The 14,296-nt window shown below is 62.6% G+C and carries 23 protein-coding genes; 22 read left to right on the top strand and 1 reads right to left on the bottom strand.

Annotated features, from left to right (window positions below; all coding sequences use genetic code 11):
• Positions 1-12: 12 nt before the first annotated feature.
• The 22 genes from rplC to map all read left to right on the top strand — a co-directional run bounded on the left by rplC (position 13) and on the right by map (position 12,801).
• Positions 13-663: a 50S ribosomal protein L3 gene (gene rplC, locus HNO80_RS01920; RefSeq protein ID WP_003803812.1), complete on the top strand. Its 651-nt coding sequence runs from the start codon at positions 13-15 to the stop codon at positions 661-663.
• A 4-nt stretch (positions 664-667) separates the two neighbouring features.
• A complete protein-coding gene (rplD, locus tag HNO80_RS01925; protein WP_175321175.1) occupies positions 668-1,288 on the top strand; it encodes a 50S ribosomal protein L4 in 621 nt (206 codons plus the stop codon).
• On the top strand, positions 1,285-1,590 hold the full coding sequence (rplW, locus tag HNO80_RS01930) for a 50S ribosomal protein L23 (RefSeq protein ID WP_018773664.1): 306 nt from the start codon (positions 1,285-1,287) through the stop codon (positions 1,588-1,590). The genes rplD and rplW overlap by 4 nt, the downstream gene beginning before the upstream one ends.
• A 29-nt stretch (positions 1,591-1,619) precedes the next feature.
• Entirely contained in the window at positions 1,620-2,459 is an 840-nt protein-coding gene (gene rplB / locus HNO80_RS01935; protein ID WP_024366131.1) for a 50S ribosomal protein L2, read from the top strand.
• A gap of 12 nt (positions 2,460-2,471) precedes the next feature.
• The gene (gene rpsS / locus HNO80_RS01940; RefSeq protein WP_018773666.1) at positions 2,472-2,753 is read left to right on the top strand and encodes a 30S ribosomal protein S19; all 282 of its coding nucleotides are present in this window, start codon (positions 2,472-2,474) and stop codon (positions 2,751-2,753) included.
• Positions 2,754-2,791: 38 nt separating this feature from the next.
• Positions 2,792-3,157 (top strand): 50S ribosomal protein L22, encoded by a 366-nt coding sequence (gene rplV, locus HNO80_RS01945; protein WP_003803798.1) that lies wholly within the window; start codon positions 2,792-2,794, stop codon positions 3,155-3,157.
• Complete coding sequence (gene rpsC, locus HNO80_RS01950; RefSeq protein WP_175321176.1) at positions 3,158-3,991, top strand: 30S ribosomal protein S3; 834 nt, start codon at positions 3,158-3,160, stop codon at positions 3,989-3,991. It begins immediately after the preceding gene.
• Positions 3,992-4,408: a 50S ribosomal protein L16 gene (rplP, locus tag HNO80_RS01955; protein WP_138768571.1), complete on the top strand. Its 417-nt coding sequence runs from the start codon at positions 3,992-3,994 to the stop codon at positions 4,406-4,408.
• 2 nt (positions 4,409-4,410) lie between these two features.
• The gene (gene rpmC, locus HNO80_RS18035) at positions 4,411-4,740 is read left to right on the top strand and encodes a 50S ribosomal protein L29 (protein WP_011692802.1); all 330 of its coding nucleotides are present in this window, start codon (positions 4,411-4,413) and stop codon (positions 4,738-4,740) included.
• Positions 4,737-5,045, top strand: a complete 309-nt coding sequence (gene rpsQ / locus HNO80_RS01965; RefSeq protein ID WP_056737811.1) for a 30S ribosomal protein S17 — start codon at positions 4,737-4,739, stop codon at positions 5,043-5,045. The genes rpmC and rpsQ overlap by 4 nt, the downstream gene beginning before the upstream one ends.
• A 601-nt stretch (positions 5,046-5,646) precedes the next feature.
• Positions 5,647-6,015 (top strand): 50S ribosomal protein L14, encoded by a 369-nt coding sequence (rplN, locus tag HNO80_RS01970; RefSeq protein ID WP_003803789.1) that lies wholly within the window; start codon positions 5,647-5,649, stop codon positions 6,013-6,015.
• 3 nt (positions 6,016-6,018) lie between these two features.
• On the top strand, positions 6,019-6,378 hold the full coding sequence (gene rplX, locus HNO80_RS01975; protein ID WP_066436866.1) for a 50S ribosomal protein L24: 360 nt from the start codon (positions 6,019-6,021) through the stop codon (positions 6,376-6,378).
• On the top strand, positions 6,378-6,959 hold the full coding sequence (gene rplE / locus HNO80_RS01980; RefSeq protein ID WP_056425240.1) for a 50S ribosomal protein L5: 582 nt from the start codon (positions 6,378-6,380) through the stop codon (positions 6,957-6,959). Before rplX ends, rplE begins: the two co-directional genes overlap by 1 nt.
• Before the next feature lie 80 nt (positions 6,960-7,039).
• Positions 7,040-7,438, top strand: a complete 399-nt coding sequence (gene rpsH / locus HNO80_RS01985) for a 30S ribosomal protein S8 (protein ID WP_056737814.1) — start codon at positions 7,040-7,042, stop codon at positions 7,436-7,438.
• A gap of 18 nt (positions 7,439-7,456) precedes the next feature.
• Positions 7,457-7,993, top strand: a complete 537-nt coding sequence (rplF, locus tag HNO80_RS01990; RefSeq protein WP_175321177.1) for a 50S ribosomal protein L6 — start codon at positions 7,457-7,459, stop codon at positions 7,991-7,993.
• 2 nt (positions 7,994-7,995) lie between these two features.
• Positions 7,996-8,379 carry a 50S ribosomal protein L18 gene (gene rplR, locus HNO80_RS01995; protein ID WP_018773674.1) on the top strand — a complete coding sequence of 128 codons (384 nt, stop codon included), beginning with the start codon at positions 7,996-7,998 and terminating at the stop codon, positions 8,377-8,379.
• 26 nt (positions 8,380-8,405) lie between these two features.
• Complete coding sequence (gene rpsE / locus HNO80_RS02000; RefSeq protein ID WP_173403037.1) at positions 8,406-9,086, top strand: 30S ribosomal protein S5; 681 nt, start codon at positions 8,406-8,408, stop codon at positions 9,084-9,086.
• A 3-nt stretch (positions 9,087-9,089) separates the two neighbouring features.
• Complete coding sequence (gene rpmD, locus HNO80_RS02005) at positions 9,090-9,296, top strand: 50S ribosomal protein L30 (protein ID WP_175321178.1); 207 nt, start codon at positions 9,090-9,092, stop codon at positions 9,294-9,296.
• A complete protein-coding gene (rplO, locus tag HNO80_RS02010; protein WP_011692793.1) occupies positions 9,297-9,791 on the top strand; it encodes a 50S ribosomal protein L15 in 495 nt (164 codons plus the stop codon). It begins immediately after the preceding gene.
• Between the two features lie 187 nt (positions 9,792-9,978).
• Positions 9,979-11,289: a preprotein translocase subunit SecY gene (gene secY / locus HNO80_RS02015; protein WP_175321179.1), complete on the top strand. Its 1,311-nt coding sequence runs from the start codon at positions 9,979-9,981 to the stop codon at positions 11,287-11,289.
• Positions 11,290-11,294: 5 nt separating this feature from the next.
• Entirely contained in the window at positions 11,295-11,864 is a 570-nt protein-coding gene (locus HNO80_RS02020) for an adenylate kinase (protein ID WP_175321308.1), read from the top strand.
• Between the two features lie 109 nt (positions 11,865-11,973).
• Positions 11,974-12,801: a type I methionyl aminopeptidase gene (gene map / locus HNO80_RS02025; RefSeq protein ID WP_175321180.1), complete on the top strand. Its 828-nt coding sequence runs from the start codon at positions 11,974-11,976 to the stop codon at positions 12,799-12,801.
• A gap of 120 nt (positions 12,802-12,921) precedes the next feature.
• Here map and HNO80_RS02030 read toward each other — a convergent pair whose 3' ends face one another.
• On the bottom strand, positions 12,922-14,268 hold the full coding sequence (locus HNO80_RS02030) for an ABC transporter substrate-binding protein (protein WP_175321181.1): 1,347 nt from the start codon (positions 14,266-14,268) through the stop codon (positions 12,922-12,924).
• Between the last annotated feature and the right edge of the window lie 28 nt (positions 14,269-14,296).

The raw sequence follows: 14,296 nt of genomic DNA on the forward strand, positions 1-14,296 counted from the left end.
TGCTGAGAGACTATGACCGCAACCCGTAACGTAAAGGGCCTGCTGGGCACGAAGCTCGGCATGACCCAGGTCTGGGACGAGAACAACAAGCTCATCCCCGTCACTGTGGTCCAGGCTGACTCGAACGTCATCACGCAGCTGCGCAATGCAGAGACTGATGGCTACGTCGCCGTTCAGATCGGCTACGGCCAGATCGACCCCCGCAAGGTCACCAAGCCGCTGGCTGGTCACTTTGAAAAGGCAGGCGTCACGCCTCGCCGCCACGTCGTAGAACTGCGCACTGCAGATGCTGACTCTTACGAGCTGGGCCAGGAGCTCTCCGTAGAGCTCTTCGAAGCCGGCCAGAAGATCGACGTCGTTGGCACCACCAAGGGTAAGGGCTTCGCCGGTGTTATGAAGCGTCACGGCTTCCACGGCGTTGGAGCTTCCCACGGTGCCCACAAGAACCACCGTAAGCCCGGTTCAATCGGTGGCGCATCCACCCCGAGCCGCGTCTTCAAGGGCATGAAAATGGCCGGCCGCATGGGCGCCGTTCGTCACACCACGCTGAACCTCACGGTCCACGCGGTTGACGTCGAGAAGTCGCTGCTCCTGATCAAGGGTGCCGTCCCCGGCGCCCGCGGCCAGGTCGTACTCGTACGCACCGCCGTGAAGGGAGCCTAGTTCAATGACTAGCACTGTCAAGGTTGACCTGCCCGCAGAGATCTTCGACGTACAGACCAACGTGCCGCTGCTGCACCAGGTCGTCGTTGCACAGCTCGCTGCTGCTCGCCAGGGTACCCACAAGACCAAGACCCGCGCCGAAGTTTCCGGTGCAGGTCGCAAGCCGTTCAAGCAGAAGGGCACCGGCCGCGCCCGTCAGGGTTCAATCCGTGCTCCTCACATGACCGGTGGTGGCATCGTCCACGGCCCCACGCCGCGTGACTACAGCCAGCGCACCCCCAAGAAGATGATTGCTGCTGCACTGCGCGGCGCTCTCTCTGACCGCGCCCGTAACGGCCGCATCCACGTCGTTGCTGATCTGGTCGCCGGCACCAAGCCGTCTTCCCGTGACGCACTGGCAACGCTGCGTGGCGTCTCCGAGCGCAAGAACCTGCTCGTTGTCATCGACCGCGCCAACGACGTTGCTGCACTCTCCGTGCGCAACCTCCAGGATGTTCACGTTCTGTACGCAGACCAGCTGAACACCTACGACGTGCTCGTTTCTGACGACGTAGTCTTCACCAAGGCTGCCTACGAAGCATTCGTTGCTGACAAGGCTGCAAAGAACGAGGAGGATGCCAAGTGAGCGCAGCCACCATCAAAGACCCGCGCGACGTCGTGCTTGCACCCGTCGTTTCGGAAAAGAGCTACGGCCTGATCGACGAGGGCAAGTACACCTTCCTGGTGGACCCCCGCTCGAACAAGACCGAGATCAAGCTGGCCGTGGAGAAGATTTTCTCCGTCAAGGTCGAATCGATCAACACCATCAACCGTGCCGGTAAGCGCAAGCGCACCAAATTCGGATGGGGTACCCGCAAGAACACCAAGCGTGCCATTGTGAGCCTCAAAGAAGGCACTATCGACATCTTCGGCGGTCCGCTCTCGTAGCGGAGACCACTTTAACGAGGAAATAAATTATGGGAATCCGTAAATACAAGCCGACTACCCCGGGCCGTCGTGGCTCGAGCGTAGCGGACTTCACCGAAATCACGCGGTCGACGCCGGAAAAGTCGTTGGTACGTCCCCTCCCGAAAAAGGGTGGCCGTAACAACACCGGTAAGATCACGACCCGTCACAAGGGTGGTGGCCACAAGCGCCAGTACCGTCTGATCGACTTCCGTCGCCACGACAAGGACGGCGTCAACGCCCGCGTTGCCGAAATCGAGTACGATCCGAACCGCACGGCTCGCATCGCCCTCCTGCACTACGTTGATGGCACCAAGCGTTACATCATCGCCCCGAACAAGCTGGCCCAGGGTGACACCGTGGAAGCAGGTGCCGACGCTGACATCAAGCCCGGCAACAACCTGCCGCTGCGCAACATCCCGGTCGGTACCGTAATCCACGCAGTTGAACTGCGTCCGGGTGGCGGCGCCAAGATGGGCCGCTCCGCCGGCGCATCGATCCAGCTCGTTGCAAAGGAAGGCCGTTTCGCCCAGCTGCGTCTGCCTTCCGGCGAAATCCGCAACGTTGACGTGCGCTGCCGCGCAACCGTCGGCGAGGTCGGCAACGCCGAGCAGTCGAACATCAACTGGGGTAAGGCCGGCCGTATGCGCTGGAAGGGCGTCCGCCCGACCGTCCGTGGTGTCGCCATGAACCCGGTCGACCACCCGCACGGTGGTGGCGAGGGTAAGACGTCCGGTGGACGTCACCCCGTCAACCCGAACGGTAAGCGCGAAGGCCGCACCCGCCGTCCCAACAAAGAGAGCGACAAGCTTATTGTTCGTCGCCGTCGTACTGGCAAGAACAAGCGATAGGAGCCTGGACACATGCCACGCAGCCTGAAAAAAGGTCCTTTCGTTGACCAGCACCTCTTTGTGAAGGTAGCCAGGGAAAACGAAAAGGGCACCAAGAACGTCATCAAGACCTGGTCCCGCCGTTCGATGATCGTCCCCGACATGCTCGGCCACACGATCGCCGTGCACGACGGACGCAAGCACATCCCGGTGTTTGTCACTGAGTCGATGGTCGGGCACAAGCTCGGCGAATTCGCTCCCACGCGGACATTCCGCGGCCATGTCAAGGACGACCGTAAGGGCAAGCGCCGCTAGGCGCCTGCACTTACGTCAAAGACGAGAGAAGGAAAGCAATGGAAGCCAAGGCAATTGCGCGTCACATCCGCGTAACGCCTATGAAGGCCCGGCGCGTCGTCAACCTTGTTCGTGGTAAGCAAGCGAACGAGGCTCTGGCAATTCTGAAGTTTGCCCCGCAGGCAGCTTCTGAGCCGGTATTCAAGGTAGTTCAGTCGGCAATCTCCAACGCCCGGGTCCTCGCGGACCGCGACGGCGTGGCGTTTGACGAAGGTGATCTCATCATCAGCGAAGCGTTTGTTGATGAAGGCCCGACCATGAAGCGGTTCCAGCCGCGTGCCCAGGGTCGTGCATTTCAGATCAAGAAGCGCACGAGCCACATCACCGTGGTAGTCGCTACCCCGGAGAAAGAGGAGGCTCGCTAAGTGGGACAGAAAGTTAACCCGCACGGGTTCCGACTCGGTATCACCACCGATCACGTATCGCACTGGTTCGCCGACAGCACCAAGTCCGGCCAGCGGTACAAGGACTTCGTTCGCGAAGACATCCGTATCCGCCAGCTCATGTCCACGGGCATGGAGCGCGCCGGCATCGCCAAGGTTGAGATCGAGCGCACCCGCGACCGTGTCCGCGTGGATATCCACACGGCACGTCCGGGCATCGTGATCGGCCGCCGCGGCGCCGAGGCAGACCGCATCCGCGGCGAGCTCGAAAAGCTCACCGGCAAGCAGGTCCAGCTGAACATCCTCGAGGTCAAGAACCCCGAGATGGAAGCCCAGCTTGTTGCCCAGGGCGTTGCAGAGCAGCTGACTTCCCGCGTGGCTTTCCGCCGCGCGATGAAGAAGGCAATGCAGTCCGCGCAGCGCGCTGGTGCCAAGGGCATCCGTATCGCTTGCTCGGGTCGACTGGGTGGCGCAGAAATGTCCCGCTCGGAGTTCTACCGCGAAGGCCGTGTGCCCCTGCACACCCTCCGCGCGAACATCGACTACGGCTTCTACGAGGCCAAGACCACCTTCGGCCGCATCGGCGTGAAGGTCTGGATCTACAAGGGTGACGTCACCGCCAAGGAACTGGCTCAGCAGGCAGCTGCTGCTCCGTCCCGCGGCCGTGGTGCCAGCGATCGTCCGGGCCGCCCGGGTGGCGCTGACCGTGGTGACCGCCGTCGTCGTAACGACCGCCCGGCCGAGGCTGCACCCGCTGCTGCCGACGCTCCGGCTGTCGAAGCAGCTGCACCGGCAGTAGAAGGAGGACAGGCTTAAATGCTTATCCCGCGTCGAGTAAAGCACCGTAAGCAGCACCACCCGGGTCGTTCCGGCGCTGCCACGGGCGGCACCGAGGTCTCGTTCGGTGAGTGGGGTATCCAGGCTCTGAGCCCGGCCTACGTCACGAACCGTCAGATCGAATCTGCCCGTATCGCGATGACCCGCCACATCAAGCGTGGCGGAAAGGTCTGGATCAACATCTACCCGGACCGTCCGCTGACGAAGAAGCCGGCCGAAACCCGCATGGGTTCCGGTAAGGGTTCTCCGGAATGGTGGGTCTCAAACGTCAAGCCGGGCCGGGTTCTCTTTGAACTCTCCGGTGTCAGTGAAGAGGTAGCTCGCGAGGCCCTGCGCCTGGCAATCCACAAGCTGCCGTTGAAGGCACGCATTGTGCGTCGCGAAGGTGGTGAGTAGAAATGGCAGTAGGATCCAAGGAACTTGCATCCGCACAGCTGGACGGTTTCGACAACGAGCGTCTCGTTGAAGAACTCCGCAAGGCCAAGGAAGAGCTGTTCAACCTGCGTTTCCAGTCCGCCACCGGACAGCTGGAGAACCACGGTCGTCTGCGCGCGGTAAAGAAGGACATCGCACGCATCTACACCGTTCTCCGTGAGCGCGAGCTGGGCATTCGTGCCGAGGTTGCCGCACCGGTTGTGGAAGCCAAGGAAGAAAAGAAGTCCAAGAAGGCTGCAACCAAGAAGGCTGACAAGGCTGAAACGGTTGAGACCGAGGAGGACGCCAAGTGAGTGAAAAGGACGAGAACGTGACGGAAACTGTTTCCGACGCAGCCAAGGCTGACGAGCGCGGTTACCGTAAGACGAAGCGCGGCTATGTCGTCTCGGACAAGATGGAAAAGACCATCGTTGTCCAGGTCGAAGACCGCGTGAAGCACGCCCTCTACGGCAAGGTTATGCGCCGCAACACGAAGATCAAGGCTCACGACGAAGAGAACTCCGCCGGCATCGGCGACCTCGTTCTCCTCGCCGAGACCCGCCCGTTGTCCGCTACCAAGCGGTGGCGCCTGGTGGAGATCCTCGAGAAGGCCAAGTAACACCTGCAGCGTCCCCGCCAGGGGATCTGCGCCGAAACCCCCGTTCCCTTCTGGGAACGGGGGTTTCCTCGTTCCCGGCGGCGCCCCGCGGCAGCCCTAGCGCGTCACGTGGCGCAGTGTTTCAGCGGGGCACGACGCCGGCGGGCCCGGTTCGCGGGGGAGAGCGGCGGAAGGCGGGCCAAAAGACTGCCCCCAGTGATGACGTCGGCCGCTGCCGGCCGCTGAGGGCCCGCCCGACGCCCACGTCGCGCCCACGATCCCGCCACGCGCGTGGCCGGCGGTGGGGACGCAAGTGTGCGTTCGCGCGTCGTGGGCAGGGGGCCGGTGGCTGTGATATGGGGATGTGCCGGAAACGTGCTAAGATTTTGAGTTTGTATGGCGCCTTTCGTGCGTCATCATCAACCTCGTAAACAATCGTGCCACGGCATAGTGCCCCCTCGCGCCTCGCGCGCCCGGGAAGCAACTGTTTTTGGCACGGGCGTTTAGGCCTGGTCTGGCAAAATCCAGGCAGGTCAAGAGACACCCCGATCAACCGTTCCGCAAGGCTCATTCCGTAGGAAGATTTTCGGTCTGAGAACCGGCGCGACGCAAGGAGTAAATAGTGATTCAGCAGGAGTCGCGACTCAAGGTCGCCGACAACACGGGTGCTAAGGAAATCCTTACCATTCGCGTTCTCGGTGGATCTGGCCGTCGCTACGCAGGCATTGGCGACGTGATCGTCGCTACCGTCAAGGACGCAATTCCGGGCGGCAACGTAAAGAAGGGCGACGTCGTCAAGGCTGTCATCGTCCGTACCAAGAAGGAACGCCGCCGTGCGGATGGTTCCTACATCAAGTTTGACGAGAACGCAGCTGTGATCCTGAAGAACGACGGTGACCCCCGCGGTACCCGTATCTTCGGACCGGTTGGTCGTGAACTTCGCGACAAGAAGTTCATGAAGATCGTTTCTCTGGCTCCGGAGGTGCTCTAGTCCATGGCTAAGATCAAAAAGGGTGACCTCGTTCAGGTCATCACTGGCGCCAAGGCTGAGCGCGGCGGCGACCGTGGCAAGCAGGGCAAGGTTCTGCGCGTATTCCCGGAGACCAACCGCGTGTTGGTTGAAGGCATTAACCGCGTAACCAAGCACACCAAGGTCGGTCAGTCGCAGCGCGGCACCAAGACCGGTGGCATCGAGGTCGTTGAGGCTTCAATCCACATCTCCAACGTGGCTCTGGTTGACCCCTCCACCAAGAAGCCCACCCGCGTCGGTTTCCGCACCGAGACCGTTGAGCGCGATGGCGTGAAGCGTGAAGTGCGTGTCCGCGTGGCCAAGAGCTCAGGGAAGGACATCTAATGACTGAGACTCTCGAGACTCCGGCAAGCAAGATCGTTCCTCGTCTGAAGACCAAGTACGCGGATTCCATCAAGAGCTCGCTCGTTGAGGAATTCAAGTACGAGAACGTCAACCAGGTTCCCCGTCTGGTGAAGGTCGTTGTGAACATGGGTGTTGGAGATGCCGCTAAGGACTCCAAGCTGATCGACGGCGCTGTCCGCGATCTGACCCTGATCACCGGCCAGAAGCCGCAGGTAACCAAGGCCCGCAAGTCGATCGCACAGTTCAAGCTGCGCGAAGGCATGCCGATCGGTGCGCACGCAACTCTGCGTGGCGACCGCATGTGGGAATTCCTGGACCGTCTGGTCACGCTGGCACTGCCGCGTATCCGCGACTTCCGGGGCCTCAGCGGCAAGCAGTTCGACGGCAACGGCAACTACACCTTCGGTCTGACCGAGCAGGTTATGTTCCACGAGATCGACCAGGATTCCATCGACCGCGTTCGCGGCATGGACATCACCGTCGTGACCACTGCCAAGACCGACGACGAAGGCCGCGCGCTGCTCAAGGCGCTTGGCTTCCCGTTCAAGACCGAAGATTAATCTAGCTACGTAAAAGGTCCGACTGCCTGGCGTTAATTCCAGGACAGCGGAAACCGTTATGAGGAAGGGCAAGAGCCCACATGACTATGACAGATCCTGTCGCAGATATGCTTACGCGTCTGCGCAATGCAAACTCGGCATACCACGATTCCGTGTCTATGCCTTACAGCAAGCTCAAGGCACGCGTTGCTGACATCCTGAAGGCAGAAGGCTTCATCGCCTCCTGGAAGGAAGAAGACGCGGAGGTTGGCAAGAAGCTGACCCTCGAGCTCAAGTTCGGTCCGAACCGCGAGCGTTCCATCGCTGGTGTTCGTCGTATTTCCAAGCCGGGACTGCGCGTTTACGCAAAGTCCACCAACCTGCCGCACGTGCTGGGTGGCCTGGGTATCGCAATCCTGTCCACCTCTTCCGGCCTCCTGACTGACAAGCAGGCCGGCAAGAAGGGCGTGGGCGGCGAAGTCCTCGCTTACGTCTGGTAACGGGAAAGGAAGAGAATAATGTCACGTATTGGACGTCTCCCCATCACCGTTCCTGCCGGCGTTGAGGTCAAGGTTGACGGCTCTGTCGTCAGCGTCAAGGGTTCCAAGGGCGAGCTGAGCCACACTGTGGCCAGCCCGATCGAGGTCACCCTGGAAGATGGCACCCTGACTGTCGCCCGCCCGAACGACGAGCGCGCCTCCCGTTCGCTGCACGGCCTGACCCGCACCCTGATCGCCAACATGATCCAGGGCGTTACCGCAGGCTACGAGAAGAAGCTTGAGATTGTCGGTACCGGTTACCGCGTCCAGGCCAAGGGTTCTGACCTGGAGTTCGCTCTGGGCTACAGCCACCCGGTTAGCGTCTCGGCTCCGAACGGCATCACCTTTGCAGTTGAGACCCCGACCAAGCTCTCTGTTTCAGGTATCTCCAAGCAGCAGGTCGGCGAGGTTGCTGCCAACATTCGCAAGCTGCGGAAGCCGGACCCCTATAAGGGCAAGGGCATCCGCTACGCCGGCGAAGTCATCCGCCGCAAGGTCGGAAAGGCTGGTAAGTAACCATGGCCATCGCAATTAACAAGAAGCGTACGAACAAGAGCAAGTCTGCCCAGCGCAGCCGCCGCCAGCTTCGTATCCGCAAGCGCATCTCCGGTACGGCTGTACGTCCGCGTCTGGTCGTCAACCGTTCCGCACGCCACGTATTCGTCCAGGTTGTCGATGACACCAAGGGCCTGACCGTAGCGAGCGCGTCCACTCTGGAAGCCGACCTTCGTGCATTCGACGGTGACAAGACCGCCAAGGCCAAGCGCGTTGGCGAGCTCGTCGCCGAGCGCGCCAAGGCTGCCGGTATCGAAGCTGTTGTCTTCGACCGCGGTGGTAACAAGTACCACGGCCGGATCGCCGCCGTCGCTGACGGCGCACGTGAAGGTGGGCTGGCACTGTGACCGAAAATAACGAAAAGGACATTCAGGTGACTGAAGCTGTAGCTGCTCCGGCAACTGAGACCGCTGCGCCTGCTACCACTGACGACCGCCGTGGTGGCGCCCGTCGTGGCGAGCGTGGCGACCGCGGCCAGGGCCGTGGCGACCGTGGTGGCCGTGGTGGCCGCGACGGCGGCCGCGAAGCCGAGAAGAGCCAGTTCGTAGAGCGCGTCGTAACCATCAACCGTGTTTCCAAGGTCGTCAAGGGTGGTCGTCGCTTCAGCTTCACCGCCCTCGTCGTCGTCGGTGACGGCAACGGTATGGTCGGCGTCGGCTACGGCAAGGCTAAGGAAGTTCCCGCCGCCATCGCGAAGGGCGTTGAAGAGGCCAAGAAGTCCTTCTTCCGCGTTCCCCGCATCGGCAGCACCATCCCGCACCGCGTGCAGGGCGAAGCCGCTGCAGGCGTTGTCATGCTGCGTCCGGCTTCCGCCGGTACCGGTGTTATCGCCGGCGGTCCGGTCCGTGCAGTACTGGAGTGCGTGGGCATCCACGACATCCTCTCCAAGTCGCTCGGTTCCTCCAACGCCATCAACATCGTTCACGCGACCGTTGATGCGCTGAAGCGCCTCGAAGAGCCGGCAGCAGTGGCAGCACGCCGCGGCCTCCCGCTCGATGAGATCGCTCCGCCGGCAATGGTGAAGGCGCTCCTGAACCAGAAGGCAGGTGTTTGAGTCATGGCTAAGAACCTGATTCCCTCCGACGCTCAGTTGGAGATCACTCAGCTCAAGTCCGCCATTGGCGGCAAGCAGAACCAGCGCGACACCCTTCGGTCCCTCGGCCTGAAGCGGATCGGACACACCGTTGTCCGCACCGCCGACGCCGTGACCGTCGGGATGCTCAACACGGTTCCGCACCTGGTAAAGGTAGAGGAGGCGAAGTAAATGGCAGAGAAGAACACCGCCGAGAAGGCACAGGGCGCCGCTGCTGAGAAGCAGAACGCACTGAAGGTTCACCACCTGCGTCCCGCCCCGGGTGCCAAGACCGCCAAGACCCGTGTTGGTCGTGGTGAAGGTTCCAAGGGTAAGACCGCTGGTCGCGGTACCAAGGGTACGAAGGCCCGCTACCAGATCAAGGCTGGCTTTGCCGGCGGCCAGCTGCCGCTGCACATGCGCCTGCCGAAGCTGCGCGGCTTCAAGAACCCGTTCCGGGTTGAGTACCAGGTTGTAAACCTGGACAAGCTCAACGAGCTGTTCCCGGAAGGTGGCGCAGTCACCGTGGAGAACCTGGTCGAAAAGGGTGCCGTTCGCAAGAACCAGCCCGTCAAGGTGCTGGGCACCGGCGACATCACCGTCAAGGTTGACGTCACCGTCCACGCATTCTCGGCCAGCGCCGCAGAAAAGATTGCCGCAGCAGGCGGAAGCACCACCGCCCTCTAAAGAGGCGGCGGGGCAGTTGCCTGTTGTTGAAACTCCCGGCACCGTGGGGCTCAGGCCCCCGGTGCCGGGAGTTTTTTCTGTTTCCCGGCCATGCCGATTGTTCGCCGGACGCATCCACCCGTTAGACTCGGTTGTTGGGTTTATTTGACCTATCTCACACGACTTTACTTATTACTCAGGAGGACGCTTGCTTAGCGCATTTGGCCGGGCCTTTCGCACGCCTGATCTGCGACGCAAGTTGTTGTTCACGCTGGGAATCATCACAATCTTCCGCTTGGGTGCCTTCATCCCCTCGCCTGGTGTGAACTACCAGAATGTCCAGCAATGCTTGCAGAACGGTCAGACCTCGGGCGGGATCTACCAGCTCGTCAACCTGTTCAGCGGCGGTGCATTGCTGCAGGTCTCAATTTTCGCGCTCGGGATCATGCCGTACATCACGGCAAGCATCATCGTCCAGCTGCTGCGCGTGGTCATTCCCCGGTTCCAGCAGCTCTACGAAGAGGGCGCCTCGGGCCAGTCCAAGCTGACCCAATACACCCGGTACCTCACGATCGCCCTGGGCCTCCTGAACGCCACGACGCTGGTGTCGCTGGCGCGCTCCGGCCAGCTGCTGCCGAACTGCCAGCTGCCGATCATTCCGGACGCGAGCATCATCACCACGATCCTGATCATCATCACGCTGACGGCCGGCACCGGCCTGATCATGTGGATGGGTGAGCTCGTGACCGAGAAGGGCGTGGGCAACGGCATGTCGCTGCTCATCTTCACCTCCATCGCCGCCGGCTTCCCGACGTCGCTCGGCGCGATCTGGAAGGCGCAGGGTCCGGGCACCTTCTTCATGGTGCTGGTCATCGGCCTGCTGACCGTCGCCCTGGTCGTCTTCGTTGAGCAGTCCCAGCGCCGGATCCCGGTGCAGTACGCCAAGCGGATGATCGGCCGCCGCACCGTGGGCGGCACCAGCACCTACATTCCCATCAAGGTGAATATGGCCGGCGTCGTGCCCGTCATCTTCGCGTCCTCGATGCTGTACCTGCCGGGCCTGATCTCGCAGTTCAACCGGCCCGCGCCGGGCGAGCCCGTCGCGCCGTGGGTTGAGTGGATCAACAACAACCTGACCCGCGGTGACCACCCCATCTACATGGCCCTGTACTTCGCCATGATTGTGTTCTTCACTTACTTCTATGTTGCGATCACTTTCAACCCTGAGGAAGTTTCTGACAACATGAAGAAGTACGGCGGCTTCATTCCGGGTATCCGTGCCGGCAAGCCGACCGCGGATTACCTGCAGTATGTGCTTTCCAGGATCACCCTGCCCGGCGCGATCTACCTGGGCTTTGTGGCCCTGATCCCGCTGATTGCCTTGGTCCTGATCAACGCCAACCAGAACTTCCCGTTCGGCGGCACCTCGATCCTGATCATGGTGGGCGTAGGTTTGGAGACCGTCAAGCAGATTGATGCGCAGCTACAGCAGCGTCACTACGAAGGGCTTTTGCGATGACGAGAATGTTGATTATCGGACCTCCCGGTTCCGGCAAGGGAACGCAGGCGGAACGCATTTCGGAGCGCCTCGGCGTCGTTGCGATCTCCACCGGCGACATCTTCCGTGCCAACGTCAAGGGTGAGACGCCGCTCGGCATCGAAGCCAAGAAGTACATGGACGCGGGCGATTTCGTCCCGGACAGCGTGACCAACAAGATGGTCCGGGACCGCCTCACGGAGGGCGACGTCGAAGCCGGCTTCCTGCTGGACGGCTACCCGCGCACGACCGCTCAGGTGGACTACCTCGACGCGATCCTCGCCGAGGGGGGCCAGTTGCTCGACGTCGTCCTGCAGCTCACGGCCGACGACGAGGAACTCGTCAAGCGCCTCCTGGGCCGCGCCAAGGACACCGGCCGTAGCGACGACAACGAAGCCGTGATCCGCCACCGGCTGGACCTCTACCACGGCCAGACGGAAGCCGTGGTGGCCAAGTATGCCGACCGCGGCATCCTCACCCAGGTCGACGGCATCGGCGGCATCGACGAGGTCACCGACCGCGTCATGCAGGCCATCAAAGCGGCGCAGTCCGCCTGATCCGGCCCGTGACTATTGAGGCTCCTCCCGCAGCGCCGGGAGGAGCCTCAGCCATTTGTCTGCATGCCCCCTGCAGGGCGGCTGCGGCACCACCGAAAGGACGCTGAGGATGGCATTGGGCCAGACCCGCATTGAATACAAGACCAACGCCCAGATGCGGACCATGCACGAGGCCGGTTTGGTCCTGAGCCGCGCGCTCGACGCCGCCGTGGCGGCAGCTGTCCCCGGAGTGAGCACCCGCGACCTCGACGCCGTCTTTGCCGGCGTGCTCCAGGACGCCGGAGCGAAGTCCAACTTCCTCGGCTACCACGGCTTCCCGGCCACCATCTGCACCTCGGTCAACGAGGAAGTGGTGCACGGCATCCCCGGCGACCGTGTCCTGCAGGACGGGGACATCATCTCGATCGACGGCGGCGCCATCGTGGACGGCTGGCACTCCGACTCGGCCCGTACCGTCATCGTCGGGACGGCGGATCCCGAGGACCAGCGACTCTCCGACGTCACCGAGGCGGCCATGTGGCACGGCATCGCGGCGCTGGCCACCGGCAAGTTCGTCGGCGACATCGGCAACGCCGTGGACGACTACGTTTCCTCCGTCCCCGGGAAGCCGCTGGGCATCCTGGAGGACTACGTGGGGCACGGGATCGGCTCCGAGATGCACATGGCCCCGGACGTGCTGAACTACCGCACGGGCCACCGCGGGCCCAAGATCCGGCCCGGGCTGTGCCTGGCAATCGAACCCATGCTGGTGCGCGGCAGCATCGAAACCGCCACCCTCGACGACGACTGGACCGTGGTCACCACCGACGGGAAGCGCTCCTGCCAGTGGGAGCACTCCGTGGCGGTGCACGAGAAGGGCATCTGGGTGCTTTCGGCGCCCGACGGCGGAGCCGCGAAGCTGGCGCCGCTCGGCGTCGTACCCGTCCCCATTCCCTAAGCGTTTCTTTCGCGGGGGCCCAGCGTGGGCTTAGCGGCCCGCTATACGACAAATCCCTGGCGACGCTGGAATACCAGCGTCGCCAGGGATTCGTCGTATCCTCAGGCAGGGAGCGTAGCGTCAGCTCTTGAGCTTCGGCTTCACGTCCTTGGTGTAGATGCCCTCGAGGGTGGTCTTGAGCTCGGTCATGGTGGCCTTGACGTCGCCCTGCTGGGTGAGGATTTTCGCGGCGGCCTTGGCCATTTCCTGGTCCGCACCGGGCAGGAACACCCGGGCGTTGTCCTGGACGTGGGTAACCGCGAGCTGGTCGATGGCCGTCTTGATCTGCGGCGTCTTGGCGAGCACCGCGGTCATGTCGGCGGACGTCCGGGTCGGCATGTAGCCGGTGGCAGCGGAGAACGCGGCGGTGTTCTCCGGCTCGGTCATGAACTTCAGGAAGGTCGCGGCAGCGAGCTGGACTTCCTTGCTGACACCGCTGGGGATGCCGAGCCCGGCGCCGCCGGTGGGGCAGACGCCGGTTTCCTTCTTCGGACCGCCCGGGAGGAAGCCGACGCCGACGTTGAACTTGGCGGAGCTCAGCACGCCCAGCAGGGAGCCGGTGGAGGCGATCGTGGCGGAGGTGATGCCGGCGGCGAAGTCGTCCGCGGCCTCCTTGGAGGAGACGCCGGCCCACTTGTCCTTGTAGATCGAATCCTGGGCCCACTGGAGCGCCTCAACCGACTCGGGGGAGTCACAATTGATGGTCCATTCGTTGGACCAGCTGCCGCCCCAGCCCCAGAGGTTGTTCTGCAGGGTCCAGCCGGCGTATCCGGCCAGCGCCGGGTAGATGTAGGCGTACTGCGCGCCGGAGCTGGCCTTCAGCTTCGGGGCCCACTCGGCGAATTCCTGCCAGGTCTTGGGCGCCCGGTCCGGCAGGCCGGCGGCCTTGAAGTGGTCCTTGTTGTAGTAGAACAGCGGGGTGGAGCGGCCGTAGGGGAGGGCCCACTGCTTGTCCGCGTACTTGTAATCCGCGACGAGTGACTTCTGGAAGTCGTCGACCTTGATGTCCAACTGCTTGATCAGGTTGTCGAGCGGGATGATGTTGCCGTTGGTGTAGTAGCGGAACCACCAGACGTCCGAGAGCACCACAAGGCCGGGCAGGGCCGACTTCGCCGCTTGGGAGGTCTGGAACTTCTGCGCGATTTCCTCGTAATTGGCGCCCGCGGTGATCAGGTTGACCTTGATGTCCGGGAACTTGGCCTGGAACTTCTCAATGATCGCCTTTTCCACGTCCTGGGACTTGCCCGGGTGGTTGGTCCAGAAATCGATCGACGAGGCGGGCTTAACGCCGCTGAAGTCGATGTCCGCCGCGCCTGAGGCGCCGGTGCCGCCTCCCGTCGTCGGGCCGCCGCAGGCCGCCAGGGCTGCGGCTCCTGCGCCCGCGCCGGCCAGGCCAAGGAAGTGTCTGCGGCCAAGATTGATTGCCATGGTGGATCCTCTCAAAAGTGTTGACTCG

It is taken from the genome of Arthrobacter sp. C9C5, assembly GCF_013359735.1.
GTDB lineage: Bacteria > Actinomycetota > Actinomycetes > Actinomycetales > Micrococcaceae > Arthrobacter.